General features: G+C 64.6%; 18 protein-coding genes, 1 tRNA gene and 1 pseudogene. 15 read left to right on the top strand and 5 right to left on the bottom strand.

Annotated features, from left to right (window positions below; translation table 11 throughout):
• Positions 1–25: 25 nt before the first annotated feature.
• Together carA and AB7M16_RS13590 are read left to right on the top strand one after the other, a co-directional pair.
• Positions 26–1,216, top strand: coding sequence for a glutamine-hydrolyzing carbamoyl-phosphate synthase small subunit (gene carA, locus AB7M16_RS13585; protein ID WP_172788996.1), 1,191 nt, complete (start codon positions 26–28; stop codon positions 1,214–1,216).
• A 212-nt stretch (positions 1,217–1,428) separates the two neighbouring features.
• On the top strand, positions 1,429–1,950 hold the full coding sequence (locus tag AB7M16_RS13590) for a cupin domain-containing protein (protein ID WP_260382209.1): 522 nt from the start codon (positions 1,429–1,431) through the stop codon (positions 1,948–1,950).
• A gap of 119 nt (positions 1,951–2,069) precedes the next feature.
• Here AB7M16_RS13590 and AB7M16_RS13595 read toward each other — a convergent pair whose 3' ends face one another.
• Positions 2,070–2,594 carry a Dps family protein gene (locus tag AB7M16_RS13595; protein ID WP_172788994.1) on the bottom strand — a complete coding sequence of 175 codons (525 nt, stop codon included), beginning with the start codon at positions 2,592–2,594 and terminating at the stop codon, positions 2,070–2,072.
• A gap of 114 nt (positions 2,595–2,708) precedes the next feature.
• Between AB7M16_RS13595 and AB7M16_RS13600 the strand changes: the two genes are divergently transcribed.
• Positions 2,709–3,410 (top strand): class I SAM-dependent methyltransferase, encoded by a 702-nt coding sequence (locus tag AB7M16_RS13600; protein ID WP_453944201.1) that lies wholly within the window; start codon positions 2,709–2,711, stop codon positions 3,408–3,410.
• Positions 3,411–3,464: 54 nt separating this feature from the next.
• A tRNA-OTHER gene (locus AB7M16_RS13605) sits at positions 3,465–3,540 on the top strand.
• 81 nt (positions 3,541–3,621) lie between these two features.
• Here the strand turns inward: AB7M16_RS13605 and AB7M16_RS13610 are convergent.
• Positions 3,622–3,999: an ArsR/SmtB family transcription factor gene (locus AB7M16_RS13610; RefSeq protein WP_172788992.1), complete on the bottom strand. Its 378-nt coding sequence runs from the start codon at positions 3,997–3,999 to the stop codon at positions 3,622–3,624.
• A gap of 113 nt (positions 4,000–4,112) precedes the next feature.
• On the opposite strand from AB7M16_RS13610, the gene AB7M16_RS13615 reads away from it, so the two are divergent.
• The 4 genes from AB7M16_RS13615 to AB7M16_RS13630 all read left to right on the top strand — a co-directional run bounded on the left by AB7M16_RS13615 (position 4,113) and on the right by AB7M16_RS13630 (position 11,061).
• Entirely contained in the window at positions 4,113–5,282 is a 1,170-nt protein-coding gene (locus AB7M16_RS13615) for an MFS transporter (RefSeq protein ID WP_453944202.1), read from the top strand.
• 142 nt (positions 5,283–5,424) lie between these two features.
• The gene (carB, locus tag AB7M16_RS13620) at positions 5,425–8,889 is read left to right on the top strand and encodes a carbamoyl-phosphate synthase large subunit (protein WP_453944203.1); all 3,465 of its coding nucleotides are present in this window, start codon (positions 5,425–5,427) and stop codon (positions 8,887–8,889) included.
• 212 nt (positions 8,890–9,101) lie between these two features.
• Positions 9,102–9,575, top strand: a complete 474-nt coding sequence (gene greA, locus AB7M16_RS13625; RefSeq protein WP_036009537.1) for a transcription elongation factor GreA — start codon at positions 9,102–9,104, stop codon at positions 9,573–9,575.
• A gap of 298 nt (positions 9,576–9,873) precedes the next feature.
• On the top strand, positions 9,874–11,061 hold the full coding sequence (locus AB7M16_RS13630) for an IS481 family transposase (protein ID WP_453944204.1): 1,188 nt from the start codon (positions 9,874–9,876) through the stop codon (positions 11,059–11,061).
• 29 nt (positions 11,062–11,090) lie between these two features.
• Here the strand turns inward: AB7M16_RS13630 and AB7M16_RS13635 are convergent, their stop codons facing one another.
• On the bottom strand, positions 11,091–11,570 hold the full coding sequence (locus tag AB7M16_RS13635; RefSeq protein ID WP_172788989.1) for an Lrp/AsnC family transcriptional regulator: 480 nt from the start codon (positions 11,568–11,570) through the stop codon (positions 11,091–11,093).
• Positions 11,571–11,836: 266 nt separating this feature from the next.
• On the opposite strand from AB7M16_RS13635, the gene trxB reads away from it, so the two are divergent.
• From trxB to AB7M16_RS13660, 5 genes are all read left to right on the top strand, one after another.
• Positions 11,837–12,802: a thioredoxin-disulfide reductase gene (trxB, locus tag AB7M16_RS13640; protein WP_453944205.1), complete on the top strand. Its 966-nt coding sequence runs from the start codon at positions 11,837–11,839 to the stop codon at positions 12,800–12,802.
• A 4-nt stretch (positions 12,803–12,806) separates the two neighbouring features.
• A complete protein-coding gene (locus AB7M16_RS13645; RefSeq protein ID WP_025032176.1) occupies positions 12,807–13,730 on the top strand; it encodes a LysR family transcriptional regulator in 924 nt (307 codons plus the stop codon).
• Between the two features lie 461 nt (positions 13,731–14,191).
• Positions 14,192–15,100 carry a 4-hydroxy-tetrahydrodipicolinate synthase family protein gene (locus tag AB7M16_RS13650; RefSeq protein WP_453944206.1) on the top strand — a complete coding sequence of 303 codons (909 nt, stop codon included), beginning with the start codon at positions 14,192–14,194 and terminating at the stop codon, positions 15,098–15,100.
• Between the two features lie 282 nt (positions 15,101–15,382).
• Positions 15,383–15,538 carry a hypothetical protein gene (locus tag AB7M16_RS13655; RefSeq protein ID WP_172788974.1) on the top strand — a complete coding sequence of 52 codons (156 nt, stop codon included), beginning with the start codon at positions 15,383–15,385 and terminating at the stop codon, positions 15,536–15,538.
• A gap of 95 nt (positions 15,539–15,633) precedes the next feature.
• The gene (locus AB7M16_RS13660) at positions 15,634–15,813 is read left to right on the top strand and encodes a hypothetical protein (RefSeq protein ID WP_210268521.1); all 180 of its coding nucleotides are present in this window, start codon (positions 15,634–15,636) and stop codon (positions 15,811–15,813) included.
• Between the two features lie 161 nt (positions 15,814–15,974).
• Here AB7M16_RS13660 and AB7M16_RS13665 read toward each other — a convergent pair.
• Positions 15,975–16,653, bottom strand: a pseudogene (locus AB7M16_RS13665) (AAA family ATPase).
• A gap of 345 nt (positions 16,654–16,998) precedes the next feature.
• A complete protein-coding gene (locus AB7M16_RS13670) occupies positions 16,999–17,349 on the bottom strand; it encodes a hypothetical protein (protein WP_271508907.1) in 351 nt (116 codons plus the stop codon).
• Between the two features lie 365 nt (positions 17,350–17,714).
• Here AB7M16_RS13670 and AB7M16_RS13675 point away from each other — a divergent pair, with 365 nt between their 5' ends.
• Positions 17,715–18,881, top strand: coding sequence for a CaiB/BaiF CoA transferase family protein (locus AB7M16_RS13675; RefSeq protein ID WP_453944207.1), 1,167 nt, complete (start codon positions 17,715–17,717; stop codon positions 18,879–18,881).
• 2 nt (positions 18,882–18,883) lie between these two features.
• Entirely contained in the window at positions 18,884–19,807 is a 924-nt protein-coding gene (locus tag AB7M16_RS13680; protein WP_453944208.1) for an HpcH/HpaI aldolase/citrate lyase family protein, read from the top strand.
• Positions 19,808–19,841 lie beyond the last annotated feature (34 nt).

The following is a 19,841-nucleotide window of genomic DNA, read 5'->3' on the forward strand; positions in this document are numbered from 1 at the left end:
CGCGGGGGGACTATGAAACGCGCTCATGACACAACATGACAACGATCCCGCCTGGCCGGACCATAAACCGACCGCGCTCCTCGTGCTTGCCGACGGCACGGTACTCGAGGGCTTTGGCCTCGGCGCCGAAGGCCACGCCGTCGGTGAGGTCTGCTTCAACACGGCGATGACCGGCTATGAGGAGATCCTGACCGATCCCTCCTATGCCGGCCAGCTCATCACCTTCACTTTCCCGCATATCGGCAATGTCGGCACCAACGAGGACGACATCGAGACGGTGAATATGGCGGCGACGCCGGGCGCGCGCGGCGTGATCCTGCGCACCGCGATCACCGATCCCTCGAACTATCGCGCCACCAAGCATCTCGACGCGTGGCTCAAGGCCCGCGGCATCATCGGCCTCTCCGGCATCGACACCCGCGCGCTGACCGCGCTGATCCGCTCCAAGGGCATGCCCAACGCCGTGATCGCGCACTCGAAGACCGGCGAGTTCGATCTGCATGGCCTCAAGGAAGAGGCGCGCGAGTGGCCGGGCCTCGAAGGCATGGACCTCGTGCCGATGGTGACGAGCGGCCAGCGCTTCACCTGGGACGAGACGCCCTGGGCCTGGGACAAGGGCTTCGGCCGGCAGGACAAGCCCGAGTTCAACGTCGTCGCCATCGATTACGGCATCAAGCGCAACATCCTTCGCCTGCTCGCCGGCGTCGGCTGCAAGGTGACGGTGGTGCCGGCGACAACGTCGTCAGAGGACATCCTGGCGCTGAAGCCGGACGGCGTGTTCCTGTCGAACGGGCCCGGCGATCCGGCCGCGACCGGCAAGTACGCCGTGCCCGTGATCCGCGACGTGATCAAGTCGGGCACGCCGACCTTCGGCATCTGCCTCGGCCACCAGATGCTGGGGCTCGCCGTCGGCGCCAGAACCAAGAAGATGCATCAGGGTCATCACGGCGCCAATCACCCGGTCAAGGACGAGACCACCGGCAAGGTCGAGATCACCTCGATGAACCACGGCTTTGCGGTGGACGAGACGACGCTGCCGAAGGGCGCTACGCAAACCCACATCTCGCTGTTCGACGGCTCCAATTGCGGCATCCAGCTCGACGGCAAGCCGGTGTTCTCGGTGCAGTACCACCCCGAGGCCTCACCCGGCCCGCGCGACTCGCACTATCTGTTCCAGCGTTTCGCCGACCTGATGCGGCAGAAGAAGAGCGCGTGAGACGCGTTCTCCTCGGATACTTCACGACAAAGCCCGGGCTTTTTCGTCATTCCGGGGCGCGCGTAGCGCGAGCCCGGAATCCATCGGCCAACAGACTCTGCAGCACGATGGATTCCGGGTTCGACGCTGCGCGTCGCCCCGGAATGACAGAACCAGGAACGCCGCCTCACTGTTCTCGTTGATTCCTGCTACCCTGACGCAGGAGCCCAGCCATGTCCGTCGTCCGCGACAAGGCCGAGCCGCTCGCCATCGTGTTCGAGGATGACGGTCTCGTGCCGAACAACATCCTTCCGTTCCTGGTCTACCAGGGCGCGGTGAAGCTCGACCCAAAGCGCCCGGAAGAGACGATCGAACTTCTGTTCGAAGCGAACGGCTGGGGCGGGACGTGGCGCAACGGCGTCTACGATTATCTGCATTATCATGCGACGGTGCATGAGGTGCTCGGCGTCGCGCGCGGCAGCGCCCGCGTCCGCTTCGGCGGCGACCATGGCCAGGAGCTTCAGATCCAGGCCGGCGACGTTGCGATCCTGCCCGCCGGCACCGGGCATCAATGCATCAAGGCGAGCGATGATTTCTGCGTGATCGGCGCCTATCCATCGGGCGCGAAGATGGAGATCACGCGGGCAACGCCGGAGAATCATGCCAAAGCGCTGAAGACGATTCCACGCGTCGCGCTGCCGCCGGCTGATCCCGTGACGGGGAAGGATGGGGCATTGATGCGGTTGTGGCGGTAGCCACAAGCGCGGTGCGATAGGTGGGCAAAGGCGCGCCCTTGCGCGCCGTGCCCACTACTCCATCCGTACAATCCAGTTGGTGGGCACGCTTCGCTTTGCCCACCCTACCGCCCTGTGTCCTACGCTTCGTTGCCACCTTCCTGCCGGGTCGCTTCGAACAGGAACCAGGTCCGCCGCTCGGTCTCGTCGATGAAGTTTTCCAAAATGCTGGCGCTGGCGACGTCGCCGGCCTCGTCGCAGACATCGTGCGCCTTGCGCATCGCGGCCGCGACGAGCTTGTTGTCCTGCATCAGCTCGCGCAGCATCTCGCGCGGCGGGACGTAGTCCTCGTTGTTGTCCTTGATGGTCTGGAGCTTTGCGACCTGGCCGATCGACTTCAGCGTGGTGCCGCCGATCTTGCGGACACGCTCGGCGAGCTGGTCGGTGGTGGCGAAGATCTGGTCGGACTGCTCGTCGAGCAGCAGGTGGTAATCCCGGAAGTGGCGCCCGCTGATGTGCCAGTGGAAATTCTTGGTCTTGAGATAAAGCGCGAAGGCGTCGGCCAGAAGCACGTTGAGCGCCTCCGAGACTTTCTTGACCCCGTCGGGCGACAGATCGGTGGGGGTATCGAGTTCGGGCGAGACCTTGTTGTTGGTTTTGCTCACGGGAGACCTTCCTGTTAGGACGCGGACATTGACGGCGCGCCGTCGCACCCCTAACGCAAGGCGGACAGCGCCGGTTCCACTAGCGGAACCGTTAGGCCGGGACCTTCGAATACCATGGACGATTGGATCGATTATTACGACTCGACGCATACGATCTATGTCAGCAAGCTGCATCGCGACTTGCACTTCCAGATCATTGCGCGGGATATCATCGGCTACATCCCCTCGCCCGATGCGACAGTGCTGGACTATGCCTGCGGGGAAGCGCTGTCGGCGAACCAGGTGGCAGCCGCCTGCGGCAAGCTGATCCTGGCCGAGCCCGCGCCCGGCGTGCGCGGCCGACTCATCGCGCGCTTTGCCCCGAACACCAAGATCCGCGTCCGCTCGCTCGACGACGTCCGCAAGATGCAGGACCAGTCGATCGACCTCGTCGTGATGAACTCGGTCGCGCAATACATGACGCCGGACGAGCTCGATGCGGCGCTATTGAATATCCGCCGGATCCTGAAACCCTCCGGCAAGCTGGTGCTGGGTGACATTCTCCAGCCGCAGGTCGGCATGGCCAGGGACGTGATGGCGCTGCTCGGCTTCGGCCTGCGCCACGGCTTTCTGAAGGACGCGCTGATCGGGCTGATCAGCACCGCGCTGTCGGATTATCGCCAGCTGCGCTCGAAGATCGGGCTGCGGCGCTACAGCGAGGACGAGGTCACGGCCAAGCTGAAGGCGGCGGGCTTCGCGGCCCAGCGCGCCCACAGCAATATCGGCCACAACCGCTGGCGCATGACGTTCATCGCCAGGCCGCCTCTGATCCGTTAAGCATAACAATTAGCCGTTGTGGCTTGTCGCACTGCAATCGGTAATGATCGCCGCGGCCCGGTGGCGGAAGCGTCTACGCGAGGGCGGTGCAACGCTCTACATCCTGGTTCAAATCCAGGCCGGGTCTCCAGCCTTCGCTGCTACCGCAGCTTCGGCTCGGCAAGCCAGCCTTGCCGCGCCGTAGCTCGCAGAGCGGCGGCGGGCAACCGTCTCATTTTCGATCGACCTCGATCAAGTCGCAGCCGGACACGAGCGGAAGCCGGTCGGCATCCTTGGCTGCGGAGCTGAGCACCGCATCGAGCAGGCCCGGGAAGCGCGCCTCCAGATCCTCTCGTCGCAGCCGCATGAAGCGGTTGGTGCCCGCGATGCGCGTCTGCATTAGGCCGCATTCGCGCAGCTTGGCGAAGTGATAGGCGAGGTTGGACTTGCCGCTCAGCGCGCTGAAGTCGCTGCAGCGGAGTTCGCTGCTGACACGTTCCTGCTGGGCGAGCTGGTAGACGATCGCCAGACGGATCGGATCGCTCAGGCAATCCAGGACCATCGGCAGTTCGATCTGCTCGCGGGTTGGATGGTGCGGCGTGCGGCTCATGGTCCGGGAATCATAACGATGCGCCCGCAATGTTCAATAGTTCTTGAACCAATTGACAGCGAAATCGCTTCGTTCGATAGTTCAATGAATCTTGAACACAAGGAAAGTTTCCGATGAGCGTGCTCTGGCTGGCCTTGGCGGCCTTTGCGATCGGCACTGAAGGCTTTGTCATTGCAGGGCTTTTGCCGGCGATCGCTTCCGACCTATCGATTTCCGTCTCGGCCGCAGGCCAATTGGTCACGGCCTACGCGCTCACCTATGCGGTGGGCTCGCCCATCCTCGCAGTCGTGCTGAACAATATCGATCGCCGGACCGTGCTGGCCCTGGCGCTATCGACCTTCATCGCCGGCAACCTCGCCGCGATGGTCGCATCCAACTACGCCCTGCTGCTGGCCTCGCGGATGCTGATGGCGCTGGGCTCGGGGCTGTGCATGCCGACGGCGCTTGCCGTGTCCGTGGCGGTCGCCGCGCCCGAACGGCGCGGCCGCGCGGTGGCGCTCGTCACCGCCGGCCTCACGGTTGCGACCGTGATCGGCGTTCCCTTCGGCAATCTCGTCGGCAGCCTGTTCGGCTGGCGTGCAACCTTCGCCATGGTCGCCCTGATCGGCGCTGTTGCGCTCGCCGGCCTGCTGCTCGGGCTGCCGCGCGGTCTGCCGTGCAATACGGCCTCGCTCGGCGAGAGGCTGGCGGTGGCGCGCCACCGCAACGTTGTGGTCGCGCTGCTGATCACGATGTTGTGGGCCCTGGGCGGCTTCACGGTGTTCACTTATTTCGCAGTCCCGCTGCGCGGCCTCGGCTTCGACGCCTCGCAGATCAGCCTTGCTCTGCTGGTGTTCGGCGGCGCGGCGGCGATCGGGAACATGGTCGGCGGCGTTCTCGCCGACCGGCTCGGCACGCTCGCGACCGCAGGTCTCGGGCTCGCCGGCATGGCGGGCGCCCTGATCCTGCATTCGCTGGTCCTGAAGCTGATGCCCGCACAGGCGCATTATGCGGTGCTCGGCACGATCTTCCTCTGGGGCCTCTCGGGCTGGGCGTTCTATCCGGCCCAGATCGCCAGCATCATCCGGATCGAGCCGCAGGCTTCGATGATCGCGCTCTCGCTCAACGCCTCGTCGATGTATCTCGGCTTCGCCATTGGTGGAGCGCTGGGCGGCGCGGTGCTGGCCACCCTCTCGCCTGATGACCTCGGCTGGATCGGTGGAACGAGCGTTGCGGCCTCGCTTCTGGTGCACCTCGCCCGCGGCTGGCAGGCGCGGCCAAAACCGGTCAAAATTGCCGGTTGATGGGCGTTTTTCGGGGTTTCGCCGTCCTGAAAACTGGTCTAAGACCCACCCGCGCGCGAGGGAAGACCCCGCGCTCTCGCAAAAGGGACGCGCGGCAAGCGCGCCCTTTTTTTGTGCCCAAATTCCACTTCGGCGAGAGTTGATGCCCAAACGTACAGACATCACCACCATCCTGATCATCGGCGCCGGCCCCATCGTGATCGGCCAGGCCTGCGAGTTCGACTATTCGGGCACGCAGGCGGTGAAGACGCTGAAGGAAGAGGGCTATCGCATCGTCCTCGTCAATTCCAACCCGGCCACCATCATGACCGACCCGGAATTGGCGGATGCGACCTATATCGAGCCGATCACGCCCGAGATCGTCGCCAAGATCATCGAGAAGGAACGTCACGTCATTCCCGGCGGTTTCGCGCTGCTGCCGACCATGGGCGGCCAGACCGCGCTGAACTGCGCGTTGTCGCTGCGCCGGCAGGGCACGCTGGAGAAGTTCGGCGTCGAGATGATCGGCGCCACCGCCGATGCCATCGACAAGGCCGAAGACCGCCAGCTGTTCCGCAACGCCATGACCAAGATCGGGCTGCAGACCCCGAAGTCGCGGCTTGCCAACGCCTCGGAGCTGAAGAAGTCGTTCCGCGACAAATATCACGCCGAACGCGAGAAGCTGTCGGGCGCGGCGCTCGAAGAGCTCGACCGGCAATGGACCCTCGGCGAAGGCGACCGCCGCAAGCGCTATCAGGAATATGCGCTGGGCCAGGCGATGATGGCGCTGTCCGAGATCGGCCTGCCCGCGATCATCCGTCCCTCCTTCACCATGGGCGGCACCGGCGGCGGCATCGCCTACAACAAGGAAGAGTTCCTCGACATCATCGAGCGTGGCCTCGATGCGTCTCCGACCAACGAAGTGCTGATCGAAGAATCCGTGCTCGGCTGGAAAGAGTACGAGATGGAGGTGGTGCGCGACAAGAAGGACAATTGCATCATCGTCTGCTCGATCGAGAACCTCGATCCAATGGGCGTGCACACCGGCGATTCCATCACGGTGGCGCCGGCGCTGACGCTGACCGACAAGGAATACCAGATCATGCGCGACGCCTCGCTGGCGGTGCTGCGCGAGATCGGGGTCGAGACCGGCGGCTCCAACGTGCAGTTCGGCGTCAATCCCGAGGACGGCCGCATGGTCGTCATCGAGATGAATCCGCGCGTGTCGCGCTCCTCCGCGCTGGCCTCGAAAGCCACCGGCTTTCCGATCGCCAAGGTCGCCGCCAAGCTCGCGGTCGGCTACACGCTCGACGAGATCGCCAACGACATCACCGGCGGCGCAACACCGGCCTCGTTCGAGCCGACCATCGACTACGTGGTCACCAAGGTGCCGCGTTTTGCCTTCGAGAAGTTCCCGGGCGCCTCGACCACGCTGACCACCTCGATGAAGTCGGTCGGCGAAGTCATGGCGATCGGCCGCACCTTCCAGGAAAGCCTGCAAAAGGCCCTGCGCGGGCTCGAGACCGGATTGACCGGCCTCGACGAGATCGAGATCGAGGGCCTCGGCCGCGACGACGACAAGAACGCGATCCGTGCCGCGCTCGGCACGCCGACGCCGAACCGCATTCTCCAGGTCGCCCAGGCCATGCGGCTCGGCTGGTCGAACGAAGACATCTTCAACTCCTGCAAGATCGATCCGTGGTTCCTTGCCGAGATGCGCGGCATCGTCGAGATGGAGGAGAAGGTCAGGAAGAATGGCCTGCCTGGCAACGCTTTCGGCATGCGCACCCTGAAGGCCATGGGCTTCTCCGACGCGCGGCTCGCCGTGCTGGCCGAGACGACGGAGGCTGAAGTCAAGGCGAAGCGCCACGCGCTCGGCGTTCACCCGGTGTACAAGCGCATCGACACCTGCGCGGCCGAGTTCGCCTCGCCGACCGCCTACATGTACTCGACCTACGAGGCGCCGTTCGCGGGCCTACCCGCGGACGAGAGCACGCCGTCCGACAAGAAGAAGGTCATCATTCTCGGCGGCGGTCCCAACCGCATCGGCCAGGGCATCGAGTTCGATTATTGCTGCTGTCACGCCTGCTTCGCGCTGCATGACGCCGGCTACGAATCCATCATGGTCAACTGCAATCCCGAGACGGTGTCGACCGACTACGACACCGCCGACCGGCTCTATTTCGAGCCGCTGACCGCCGAGGACGTGCTGGAGATCATCGCCAAGGAACGCAGCAAGGGCACGCTGCACGGCGTCATCGTGCAGTTCGGCGGCCAGACGCCGCTGAAGCTGGCGCGCGCGCTGGAAGCCGCGGAAGTGCCGATCCTCGGCACCTCGCCCGACGCCATCGACCTCGCCGAGGACCGCGACCGCTTCAAGCGCGTGCTCGACAAGCTTCGCCTCAAGCAGCCGAAGAACGGCATCGCCTATTCGGTCGAGCAGGCTCGCCTCGTCTCTGCCGATCTCGGCCTGCCGCTGGTGGTGCGCCCGTCCTACGTGCTCGGCGGCCGCGCGATGCAGATCATCCGCGAGGAGAACCAGCTCAACGATTATCTGCTCGGCACGCTGCCGGAGCTGGTGCCGGCCGACGTCAAGGCGCGCTATCCGAACGACAAGACCGGGCAGATCAACACCGTGCTCGGCAAGAACCCACTGCTGTTCGACCGCTATCTGTCTGACGCCACGGAAATCGACGTCGACTGCCTCTGCGACGGCAAGGACACCTTCATCGTCGGCATCATGGAGCACATCGAGGAAGCCGGCATCCATTCCGGCGACAGCGCCTGCTCGCTTCCGCCGCACTCGCTCGATGCGAAAATGATCGAGGAGCTGGAGCGGCAGACCCGCGAGCTCGCGCTCGGCCTCGACGTCATCGGCCTGATGAACGTGCAATACGCCATCAAGGACGGCGAGATCTACGTGCTCGAGGTCAATCCGCGCGCCTCGCGCACCGTGCCGTTCGTCGCCAAGGTGGTCGGCACGCCGGTGGCCAAGATCGCCGCGCGCATCATGGCCGGCGAGAAGCTCGCCGATTTCAAGCTGAAGAAGGCAACGCTCAAGCACGTCGGCGTCAAGGAATCGGTCTTCCCGTTCGCACGATTCCCCGGCGTCGACACCGTGCTCGGCCCGGAGATGCGCTCGACCGGCGAGGTCATGGGCATCGACCGCTCGTTTGCGGTGGCCTTCGCCAAGAGTCAGCTCGGCGGCGGAACGCGGGTGCCGCGCAAGGGCACGGTGTTCGTCTCGGTGCGCGAAAGCGACAAGACGCGCATTGCCGAGGCCGTCCGCGAATTGCATTCGCTCGGCTTCAAGGTGCTGGCGACCTCGGGCACCGCACGCTTCCTGACCGACCAGGGCATCCCGACCGAGAAGGTGAACAAGGTGCTGGAGGGGCGGCCGCACATCGTCGATGCCATCACCAATGGCGACGTCCAGCTCGTCTTCAACACCACCGAAGGCCCGCAGGCACTGGCCGACAGCCGCTCGCTGCGGCGCGCGGCCCTCTTGCATAAAGTGCCATATTACACCACTCTTTCCGGGGCCGTGGCGGCCGCGCAGGGCATCCGCGCCTATCTGGGCGGGGACCTTGAGGTTCGTACCCTGCAGAGCTACTTTTCGGAAACCTGATCGCTAGCGGCAGCGAAGCTTCCGCTAAGTGATTGGCAATGAAGCCACAATGGCCGGAGGAACTGTCCGGCCAGGTGGCAGTTCTGTTCCGGCGCTAAAGCCCATATCTGTCAAGGTCCGGAAGCCCCTCTTTGGGCTCTGGAGGACTGACGAATCAAGGTTGCGGCGCCCATCCGCATTCTGGGGCGCACGATCGAAGGACGAGAGAGACGATGGAAAAGGTTCCGATGACCCAGGCCGGCTTTGTCGCGCTCGGGGAAGAATTGAAGCAGCGCCAGTCCGTGGACCGTCCGCGGATCATCGAGCATATCGCCGAGGCGCGCTCGCACGGAGACCTGTCGGAGAACGCGGAATATCATGCCGCGAAGGAAGAGCAGTCGCACAATGAGGGCCGCATTGCCGAGCTCGAGGACAAGCTCGCGCGCGCCGACATCATCGACATCTCCAAGCTCTCCGGCGACACCATCAAGTTCGGCGCCACCGTGACGCTGGTCGATGAGGACACCGAGAAGAAGACGGTGTGGCAGATCGTCGGCGAGGTCGAGGCGGACGCCAAGAAGGGCCGCATCTCGATCACCTCGCCGCTCGCACGCGCCTTGATCGGCAAGAAGAAGGGCGCCACGGTCGAGGTCAACACGCCTGGCGGCGCCAAGGCGTACGAGATCACCAAGGTTGAGTGGCGGTAAGGATTTGCCGCTGCGCTGACGTTTCGAAAAGGCCGCGCGACGCGCGGCCTTTTTGTTTCAGCGGGTTGCTGGGGTTGTGGTGGACACACGCTCTCACCACACGTCCTCGCGAGCGCAGCGAAGCAATCCGGACTGCCTCTGCGAAAAGACTCTGGATTGCTTCGCTGCGCTCGCAATGACGGAGAGGACTGTGGACCGGTCTTCACCTCTCCCCGTAAGTGTTCAGACCGAGGAGATGGTGGACGGGTGTTCGGAGACATCGTGGACACTTTCGACAGCGAAGCAAGGAGGCTGTCGGATGCCGTTCCGCGAGGTGTCCCGGATGGACGCAAGATTGGAGTTTGTGATGTTGGCCTCAGAAGAGGGCAGCAATGTTCGGCAGCTGTGCCGTCGCTTCGGGATCAGTCCGACGACGGGCTACAAGTGGCTGGAGCGTTGGCGGCTCGACGGGGCGGCTGGACTTGTGGAGCAGCCGCGGCGACCTCAGACGTCGCCGGCACGCACCGCCGCGGCGATCGAGAGGGCCGTGCTTTCGGTGAGAGCCGAGCATCCGGTCTGGGGCGGGCGGAAGATTGCCAGGCGGCTGAAGGATCTAGGACAGGAAGCCGTTCCGGCCCCGTCGACGGTCACGGCGATCCTGAGGCGACATGGGGTGGAACTGGGCAAATTCGGCGGCGGCTCGCCTGCCTTGACCCGTTTCGAACGATCGCGGCCGAACGAGTTGTGGCAAATGGACTTCAAGGGCCACGTGGCCATGCACACTGGCCGGCTTCATCCACTGACCGTGCTCGACGATCACTCGCGTTTCTCAGTTGCACTCGCGGCGTGCACCAACGAACGCACCGAGACAGTTCAGGGGCATCTCATTGCGGCTTTCCGCCGCTACGGCCTGCCCGAGAGGCTGATCACCGACAACGGCTCGCCATGGGGCGATGGACCAGGCAGCCCGTTCACCCCTCTCGGGGTCTGGTTGATCGAGCATGGCGTCAAGATCAGCCATTCGCGGCCTTATCATCCGCAAACCATGGGCAAGGACGAACGCTTCCATCGCAGCCTCAAGGCCGAAGTCTTGTCCGCCCCGCCGTTCGCCGATATCGCCGCCGCCCAGCGTGCTTTCGAGCGATGGCGCACCATCTACAACACGCAGCGGCCGCACGACGCGCTCGAGCTTGCCGTGCCGGCCAGCCGTTACCAGCCGAGCCCGCGCGACTATGTCGAGACCGTCGCGCCCTTCGAATATGCACCAGGCGATGCCGTGCGTCGGGTCCAACAAGGCGGACACGTCAACTTCCTCGGCCGCAACATCAAAGTCCCCAAGGCGTTCCGCGGCAAAACCGTCGCGTTCCGGCCAACCACACAGGATGGCGTCTTCGACGTCGTCTTCAGAACTCAGACGATTGCAACCGTCGACATCCGGCCTCTCGACGGGAGCCTCGAAAGTGTCCACGATGTCTCCGAACACCCGTCCACCATCTCCTCGGTCTGAACAGTAAGAACGGGAGAGGGAGAAGACCCTCACCGCCGCCCCTTCACCTCCAGCGGCACCGCCGCCTCGTATTTCGAATTGTGCAGCACCAATGACGTACGCACGTTGCGCACATGCGGTGCGGCGGTTAGGTGCGTGACGAAATCCTGGAAGGTCGCCATGTCGGGGGCGACGCATTTCAGGATGAAATCGACCTCGCCGGACAGCATCCAGCATTCCCGCACCAAAGGCTCGGCGCGGACGAACTCCTCGAACGCGCGCAAATCCGCCTCGGCCTGGCTGGACAGGTGCACGGCGGCGAAAACGGTGACGTCGAAGCCCAGCTTGCGTGCGTCCAGGAGGCCGCGATAGCCGTGGACATAGCCCTCCTCCTCCAGCGCCCGGACGCGGCGCAGACAGGGGGGCGGCGAGATGCCGACGCGCTTGGCCAACTCGACATTGGTGATTCGACCGTCGGCCTGAATCTCGGCGAGAATTTTGAGGTCGATCTCGTCTAGGTTCCGCGACACGTGATTGGAACTCCTGGCCTTTGCGGCGGTATTGGGTGATTTGTCGCAATCCTCATAGCCTAACCAGCACAGCTAGCGCAATTTTATTGCGCGTGCAGCGCAATCGACTTTTGTTCCCTGTTGGAAAAATCCGCCGAGAGGGAATGCAATTCTTGCATGGCTCGCCAGAAGGCTTAGATTAGCTCTGATATTTCAGCGCCTCCGCGAGGCCTCCCGGCACATTCCGCGCCCGCGCTGCAAATCCCCCGTGAAAGGCGTCCATCGAAATGTCCGCTCCTGTTCATGCAAAGGTCGTCATCATCGGCTCCGGGCCGGCCGGCTATACCGCCGCGATCTACGCCGCGCGCGCGATGCTGGAGCCGATCCTGATCCAGGGCATCCAGCCCGGCGGACAGCTCACCATCACCACCGACGTCGAGAACTATCCCGGCTTCGCCGACGTCATCCAGGGCCCCTGGCTGATGGAGCAAATGGAGAAGCAGGCGGTCCATGTCGGCACCAAGGTCGTCTCCGACCTGGTCACCAAGCTGGAGACGGCGCGGCGGCCGTTCCGCCTCACCTGCGACAGCGGCGACGTCTATCTCGCCGAGACCGTGATCCTGGCCACCGGCGCGCAAGCGCGCTGGCTCGGGCTGCCGTCGGAAGCCAAGTTCCAGGGCGGCGGCGTGTCGGCCTGCGCCACCTGCGACGGCTTCTTCTACCGCGGCAAGGAGGTGATCGTGGTCGGCGGCGGCAACACCGCGGTCGAGGAAGCCCTGTACCTCACCAACCATGCCTCGCAGGTCACGATCGTTCATCGTCGCGATCACTTCCGGGCCGAGCGCATCCTGCAGGAGCGCCTGTTCAAGCATCCGAAGATCAAGGTGATCTGGGACGCCGCCGTCGACGAGATCTGCGGCACCGAGAACCCCAACAAGGTCACCCATGTCCGGCTCAAGAACGTCAAGACCGGCGCGCTCACGGACGTGAAGGCCGACGGCATCTTCATCGCCATCGGCCATGCGCCGGCGACCGAGCTCGTCAAGGATCAGGTCAAGCTGAAACCCTCGGGCTATATCGAGGTCGCCCCGAACTCGACCGCGACCTCGGTGCCCGGCCTGTTCGCCGCCGGCGACGTCGCCGACGAAACCTATCGCCAGGCCGTGACGGCCGCCGGCCTCGGCTGCATGGCCGCACTCGAAGCCGAACGTTTCTTGGCCCTTCGCGCCAGCGAGCGCGCGGCAGCGGAATAGAATCATGCCCCGAACACGCGACGGATTTACGGATATGGACTGGGACAAGCTGAAGGTGTTTCACGCCGCGGCGGAAGCGGGCAGCTTCACGCATGCGGGCGAGCAGCTCGGCCTGTCGCAATCGGCGGTATCGCGCCAGGTCTCGGCGCTGGAGCAGGAGCTCTCGGTCTCGCTGTTCCACCGCCACGCCCGCGGCCTGATCCTCACCGAGCAGGGCGACCTGTTGTTCCGCACCGCGCATGACGTGTTCATGCAGCTGCAGGCGGCGCGCGCCAAGCTGACCGACAGCCGCGAGCGGCCGAGCGGCGATCTCAAGATCACCACCACGCCCGGCGTCGGCATCAACTGGCTGATCCCGCGGCTCGGCGAATTCACCGCGCTCTATCCCGAGATCCGCATCTCGTTGATCGTCACCGACGAGGAGCTCGATCTGTCGATGCGCGAGGCGGACGTTGCGATCCGCACCCGCAAGCCGACGCAGCCGGATCTGATCCAGCGCAAGCTGTTCGCGATGGGCTTCCACGCCTATTGCTCGCCGGAATACATCAAGCGCTTCGGCACGCCGCGCACGCTGGAGGAGCTCGACTCCCACCGCATTATCACGCTGTCGGACGGCAACTTCGCGCCGCACCTGCAGAACCGCAACTGGCTGATCGAAGCCGGGCGCAACGGCTCGGGTCCGCGCGAAGCCTATTTCAAGGTCAACAACATCCTCGGTCTCGTGCGCGCCTGCGCGCAGGGCCTCGGCATCGCCGCCCTGCCCGATTACCTGGTCGAGGAGCAGAGCAAGCTCGTGCAGCTGTTCGGCGAGTCGGATTCGATCCAGCTCGACACCTACTTCGTCTATCCCGAGGAGTTGAAGACGGTCGCGCGCGTGCAGGTGTTCCGCGACTTCGTGGTGAGCAAGGCGCAACGCTGGCCGTCCTGATTTCCGCATGACTGACATGCGGCCTCGGCTGTTGCTGCAAGGCACTCGGCAAGCTCATAATGTTTGCACGCTGAGCCTTCGCGTTGCGCATTTGTCCCCCTCCTCCAGTGGCGCGGGAGTTCAGTAATCCCTCTTGGAAGGTGATTGTGTCGGCCTCACGTGGCCAATACCTAAGCCGGGCCCTCGGGTCCGGCTTTTTTTCGTCAAAATGTGGCTTCGCGCTCCGCGTGTATTGACAGTTCCACCTATCCTCCGCATCATTTTCCGAATGATCACGAAGTCGTGCGCAATCTCGTTTGAGGCCATCGTCTCGAAAAAAGGGCCCCATCCCGGGGCCTCGGATCTTTGCGCGCGCTAGCTGACTTCGTCATCGCTGCAAATCTTCGAAAACCCCGCCGCCTGGACGGGGTTTTTTCATGTGCCCTCCGTCTCAGGCTTTTTCCCGAGAAGGAGATGGAAACATGACCGGACTTCGAGATCATTTGCACGGGCTGTGGCTGCCGCTGGTGACGCCGTTCCAGGACGGCGCGCTGGATGAGAGGTCGCTGCGGCGGCTGACCCGGCACTACGGTGCGCAGGGCATCGACGGCTTCATCCTGGGCGCGACCTCCGGTGAAGGCATGACGCTGCGCGCGGCCGAGCTCGAACGCCTCGTCGCCGTGGTGCGCGAGGAGATGGCGGCCGGCGGCTGCAACCTGCCGATCTGCCTCGGTCTGTCGGGCGCCGACACCTCGCGCCTGCAGGAACGCCTCGACGAGACCGCGGACTGGCCGATCGACGGTTACCTGATCGCCAGCCCCTATTATGTGCGGCCGTCGCAGCGCGGCCTGCTGGCGCATTTCGAGGCGCTCGCCGACCACGCGGCATGGCCGATCGCGCTCTACAACATTCCCTATCGCTGCGCGGTCAACATCACCAACCAGACCATGTTGCGGCTTGCCGAGCACAAGAACATCATCGGCCTGAAGGATTGCGGCGCGAGCCGCGAGCAATCGATCGCGCTCTTGCGCGACCGGCCGAAGGGTTTTCGCGTGCTCACCGGCGAGGACGCCAATTATCTCGAGGCGCTCGGTGACGGCGCCGACGGCGGCATCGTGCTGTCAGCCCATGTCGAGACCGCGACGTTCGCAGCCGTGTACACGGAGGCGAAGCGCGGCAACCACGATGCGGCGCAGGCGCGCTGGCACGAGGTCGCCGAGCTGACGCGGCTGTTGTTCGCCGAGCCGAGCCCCGCGCCGGCGAAGTACTGGCTGTGGCGATCAGGCCTGATCGACAGCCCGGAGGTGCGCCTGCCGATGGTGGAAGTGAGCAGCGAGCTCGCGGCAACGATCGATCGCGAGATCGAGCGACGGATGAAGGTCGCGGCGTAGCGCTCTCTCTCTACGCGCGAGTTCTTCCTTCTCCCCTTGCGGGAGAAGGTGGCGCGAAGCGCCGGATGAGGGGTTCTCTCGACGCGCAACACTGTTCGTGAGGAGAGTGACCCCTCACCCGTCTCGCCGCTACGCGGCGAGCCACCCTCTCCCGCAAGCGGAGAGGGTTGAGGCCCGCGTGGTTAACCGCGCCCCAACGGCCTTCGCAGCCGCCGCAATCCGCATCCACGTCTCGTTTACGTGACCGCGCTTATCGTTCCCTTCAAAGTCACCGAAGGGGGAATGACCATGGGGTATCGCAACCGGCCTACGGCCGCGAGCCAGTTCGCGCCCGCCGATCTCTTGCGGGGAATTCTCGTCGTCTCGTCGTTCGGGTTCTGGGCCGTGATGCTCGGCCTGATGCCGGTATTGCTGTTTCGCGTCTGGCTGGTCGGCTGAGGCCGGCGCGCGGGATGGTTAATCCGTGGTAGCACCTGTGTTCAAAATCCACGGACCGATGCGATCCGGATCTTAAAACATCGCTGCTATCACTGATGCCCATAAGCGAAGAAATCGCGGGGGCGTTTGTGAATAGTCAGAATGAAATGGCGTCGCATTTCGACGCAGAACAGCAGGGCTTTACCACCGAGGACATTCTCTGGGCCGTCGGCATCTGGTCGGTGATCCTGACCCTGTCGCCGGTCATCGTGTTCTACATGCTGATGGTGGCGTAATCCCACCTTGTCATTCCGGAGCGCGCGAAGGGCGAATCCGGAATCTCGAGATTCCGGGTCTGGCGCTTCCGCGCCATCCCGGAATGACACGGGATATCAGAAACGCAAAACGCGCGGCCATTCCCGCGCGTTTTTCGCTGCTCGAAATGAAACAATGAAAATTACGCAGCCTGCTTGTGCATTGCGCCGGAAGCCGACGCCGTGCCGCGAATAGCCTTCACCGAACGCTCGATCGCCGCCCAGAGCCTGGCGATTTCCTGAGCCGCACGGCTCTCGGCCTGATACTCGCGCGCGCCTTCGCCGTGGCTGAGCGCCATCAGCAAATCCGAACGATTGGTGATCTGGCCGCCCCACACCGGAGCGCGGAATTTCGCCAGGGCCTCGCGGGCGATGGTGACGATCGGGCTTTCGGCTTCGTCGCGCTTGGCCGGAGCACCGTTGAGCACGACCGCGTAGGGCTTGCGCGCCGCGCGGCACATCTGGATGGTTTCCTGCACCGCGTTGACGTCGAACACGCCGGGACGGGCGGGGATCACCACCATGGTGGCGTTCTTGATCGCGTCGTCGACGACGGCCGACAGGTTCGGCGGCGTGTCGATCAACACCCATTCATAACCGTCGCGCTTGGCAGCGGAGACGATGCCGCTGACGGGAGTTCACGGCCGCCTTGATCGGCGGCTCGTTGGTGCCACGCAGCTTGTGCCACAGCGTGAGCGAGCCCTGCGGATCGGCGTCCACGAGCATGACCTGCTTGCTTGCCTTGATCTGCGCAGCAAGATGTGCAGCCAGGGTACTTTTGCCCGAGCCGCCTTTACGCGATGCAAAAACAATGACGTTCATACCTTCGGCCTCCAGATTGACCCCAGGCCGCGAAAATGAATCACGCCGCTGATTCGTGAAAGAAAAATTTGTCGGGGGTCGCGCGACAGCCACGAAATAACAAGACGTGTTGGCTTTTGAGTCACACTGCTTTGCAGGGGGCAGACACGGGCCGCAACGAAAGGCCGCTCGTGGGGGGCGTCTGTGTGTTTTTTGAGCAACGAGGCGGAAAGTGAAATGCAACCTTGCCGCGCAAACCCGCCACCGACTCTTTTCGAGCGCCCACGCGCGTCAATCGGCGGAGGCCTGCCGGCGTCGTGCGAACAAAACGAGTCCGGCTGTCGCTCAGCCTTGGCCGCTAGGCGCTTAGCCTTGGCTGGATTTCTTCTTCGCCGCCGGCTTGCTGTTTTTCTTGGCGGTCTTCGGCGCGATGCTGGTCGGCTTGCCGGCACGGGACTGGCCGGGCTCCGGTCCACGGCGGAAGAACACCGCGCATTGCGGCGAGAGCTGCGCCTTCTTCTTGATCATGCAGGCGGTGATGGCATCGACGTTCGGGACGAACTCGCCGCACAGCCGCATCGCATCCGGCGTGCAGGCCTGCTGCTCCTCCTGGGTGTAGGCGAAACCGGCGCGCGGCAGCGCCAGGACGGCCAGGGCAAGCGCGAGGCTTGCAACGGCCGAGGGCTTAGCAAAGGACTTCAAGCGAAACGCCGGCATCGATCCCCCCACATGACGAGTCGGTTGCGAATAGTGGGTGAACGGCGGTTCGTTGGCAACCGAGGGGGTTGCGAAAGCCGACACGTGTGCGGTCTCGGCAACAGGGCGGGGTCAGGAGCCTCGGCAGTTCCGGGGGAACGCGACGACGACCCCGCCGTCGGGGCCTCAAACAAAAAACTGCGAAAACAACCCCATGCACAGTAGCCAAGTCATTGCAAACACTCACGTCGCCAAATTTTAGGATTTTTCGAAGCCAGGTTTGACTCGTCGGGCAAAACAGGGGCAAGATGTCACAATCAAAATGCGCGTGGATGGTGCTCGTTCTCCCGCGCTGATCAGAAGCGAGCGGGAGTGGAGGCGATCAAATGACGGGGAATGAGGCGGAGCTGCCGCTGTCGGGTGTGACGGTGGTTTCGCTGGAGCAGGCGATCGCCGCGCCGCTGGCGAGCCGGCACCTCGCCGATTGGGGCGCGCGGGTGATCAAGATCGAGCGGCCGGGGACCGGTGATTTCTGCCGCGACTACGACCACGTGATGAACGGCATGTCGAGCCAGTTCGTCTGGACCAACCGTTCCAAGGAAAGCCTCGCCATCGACATCAAGAGCCCCGAGGGGCGCAAGGTGCTCGACGCCCTGCTGCCGCGGGCCGACGTGTTCATCCAGAATCTCGCGCCCGGCGCGGCGGAACGGCTCGGCCTCGACGCCGCATCGCTGCTGCGCAGGTTTCCGCGCCTGATCGCCTGCGACGTCTCGGGCTATGGGACGGGCGGGCCCTACAGCGACAAGAAGGCCTATGATCTGCTGGTGCAGTGCGAGGCCGGCGTGCTCGCCATCAACGGCACCGAAGCGGAGCCCGCCAAGGTCGGGCTTTCGGTGGTCGATATCGCCACCGGCATGTACATCCTGAACGGCGTGCTGATGGCGCTGTACGCCCGCGAGCGGACCGGCAAGGGCACGGCGTTCCAGGCCTCGCTGTTCGATTCCATCACGGACTGGATGAGCTATCCCGCGTTCTACACTGAGAGTACCGGCAAGCCGCTGCCGCGCACCGGCGCCAGGCACGCGACGATCGCGCCTTACGGCCCGTTCCGGGTCGGCGACGGAACGACCGTCTTCTTCGGCATCCAGAACGACCGGGAATGGCGGTCGCTGTGCCGCGTCGTGCTCGGCGATGCCGCACTTGCCGACGACCTGCGCTTCCGCACCAATCCGCTGCGCATGCAGAACCGCGACGATCTGCAATCCCATATCGAGCGGCGCTTTGCATCCATGACCAGCGAGGAGGTGCTGCGGCTGCTGGACGAAGCCGCGATTGCCAATGCGCATCTGAACTCGGTCGAGGCTTTCCTGCAGCATGAGCAGCTTCACGCCCGCGCGCGGGTGAGAAGCGTGGGATCACCGTGCGGGCCGGTGATGAGCTTCCTGCCCGCGCTCACCCTTCCCGGCGTGACGCCGCGGATGGATCCGGTGCCTGATGTCGGCGAGCACAACGCGTCGATCCTCGGCGAACTCGGCCTCGTCAAGGGAACGTGAGAATGGCTTCGCTCCGGCCGACGCGGGCTTATCTCGCCGTTCCCGCACATCGCGCCCGTCTCGTCGCCAAGGCGGCGGCCTCATCGGCGGACGCGGTGTTCATGGACCTCGAAGACGCCGTGCCGCCAGGCGAGAAGGGCGTTGCGCGTGAGGAAGCCGCCCGCGCGCTGTCCTCGCTTGACTGGGGCCACAAGCACGTCGCGGTCAGGCTCAATGCGGTCGACAGCTCCTTCATCGCCGAGGAGATTCGCGCCCTGGCGGCCCTGCCCCGGCTGGATGCTGTGATCGTGCCGAAGGCAGAGCGGGTGAGCGACATCGTCGCCATCGCCGATCAGCTGCGCACGGCGGCGCCGGATCGCGCCGCGCCTGTCGCGCTCGAGCTGCTGATCGAGACGGCGCTCGGTCTCGTCAATGTCGACGCCCTCGCCGCCTGCAACGACAGCGTCGCCGCGCTGCATCTCGGCGTTGGCGACCTCGCAGCCTCGCTCGGCGCCCGCACCTCCGACATCGGCATTTCGCCGGATGGCTATCGCCATGTCGGATCAGCGCAAAGCGGCTACGCTGCCGCGCCGCTCGACCTGTTCGCCTACCCCATGATGCGCCTGCTGGTCGCCGCGCGCGCGTGCGGCCTGCGCGCGATCGACGGCCCCTGCGGCGCGTTCCGCGATGCCAGGCTGACCGAGGCCAGCGCGCAAAAGGCCGCGGCGATGGGCTTTGACGGCAAGCAGGTGATCCATCCCGACCAGATCGAGCCGACGCTGCGCGCCTTCACGCCCTCGGACGAGGAGCTGGCCCAGGCGCGGCGGGTGGTCGAGGCCATGGAGCAGGCCGAAGCGCTGGGACAGGGTGCGGTGACGCTGGACGGCAAGATGATCGACTATGCCAACGTGCGGATGGCGCGGCGGATCATCGAGCTGGGGTCGTAGCGGCGTTGAGGCTGAGTCCCCTGCGGCGCATCCT

It is taken from the genome of Bradyrhizobium sp. USDA 372 (genome assembly GCF_053629095.1).

What these genes read in the sequence shown, in the direction of transcription:
- carB (WP_453944203.1), top strand. Translation starts at nt 5,425, where the DNA reads ATGCCCAAACGTACAGACATCACCACCATCCTGATCATCGGCGCCGGC.
- AB7M16_RS13630 (WP_453944204.1), top strand. Translation starts at nt 9,874, where the DNA reads ATGCCGTTCCGCGAGGTGTCCCGGATGGACGCAAGATTGGAGTTTGTG.
- AB7M16_RS13645 (WP_025032176.1), top strand. Translation starts at nt 12,807, where the DNA reads ATGCCCCGAACACGCGACGGATTTACGGATATGGACTGGGACAAGCTG.
- AB7M16_RS13650 (WP_453944206.1), top strand. Translation starts at nt 14,192, where the DNA reads ATGACCGGACTTCGAGATCATTTGCACGGGCTGTGGCTGCCGCTGGTG.
- AB7M16_RS13600 (WP_453944201.1), top strand. Translation starts at nt 2,709, where the DNA reads ATGGACGATTGGATCGATTATTACGACTCGACGCATACGATCTATGTC.
- trxB (WP_453944205.1), top strand. Translation starts at nt 11,837, where the DNA reads ATGTCCGCTCCTGTTCATGCAAAGGTCGTCATCATCGGCTCCGGGCCG.
- AB7M16_RS13615 (WP_453944202.1), top strand. Translation starts at nt 4,113, where the DNA reads ATGAGCGTGCTCTGGCTGGCCTTGGCGGCCTTTGCGATCGGCACTGAA.
- AB7M16_RS13590 (WP_260382209.1), top strand. Translation starts at nt 1,429, where the DNA reads ATGTCCGTCGTCCGCGACAAGGCCGAGCCGCTCGCCATCGTGTTCGAG.
- carA (WP_172788996.1), top strand. Translation starts at nt 26, where the DNA reads ATGACACAACATGACAACGATCCCGCCTGGCCGGACCATAAACCGACC.
- AB7M16_RS13680 (WP_453944208.1), top strand. Translation starts at nt 18,884, where the DNA reads ATGGCTTCGCTCCGGCCGACGCGGGCTTATCTCGCCGTTCCCGCACAT.
- greA (WP_036009537.1), top strand. Translation starts at nt 9,102, where the DNA reads ATGGAAAAGGTTCCGATGACCCAGGCCGGCTTTGTCGCGCTCGGGGAA.
- AB7M16_RS13610 (WP_172788992.1), bottom strand. Translation starts at nt 3,999, where the DNA reads ATGAGCCGCACGCCGCACCATCCAACCCGCGAGCAGATCGAACTGCCG.
- AB7M16_RS13660 (WP_210268521.1), top strand. Translation starts at nt 15,634, where the DNA reads ATGCCCATAAGCGAAGAAATCGCGGGGGCGTTTGTGAATAGTCAGAAT.
- AB7M16_RS13670 (WP_271508907.1), bottom strand. Translation starts at nt 17,349, where the DNA reads ATGCCGGCGTTTCGCTTGAAGTCCTTTGCTAAGCCCTCGGCCGTTGCA.
- AB7M16_RS13675 (WP_453944207.1), top strand. Translation starts at nt 17,715, where the DNA reads ATGACGGGGAATGAGGCGGAGCTGCCGCTGTCGGGTGTGACGGTGGTT.
- AB7M16_RS13655 (WP_172788974.1), top strand. Translation starts at nt 15,383, where the DNA reads ATGACCATGGGGTATCGCAACCGGCCTACGGCCGCGAGCCAGTTCGCG.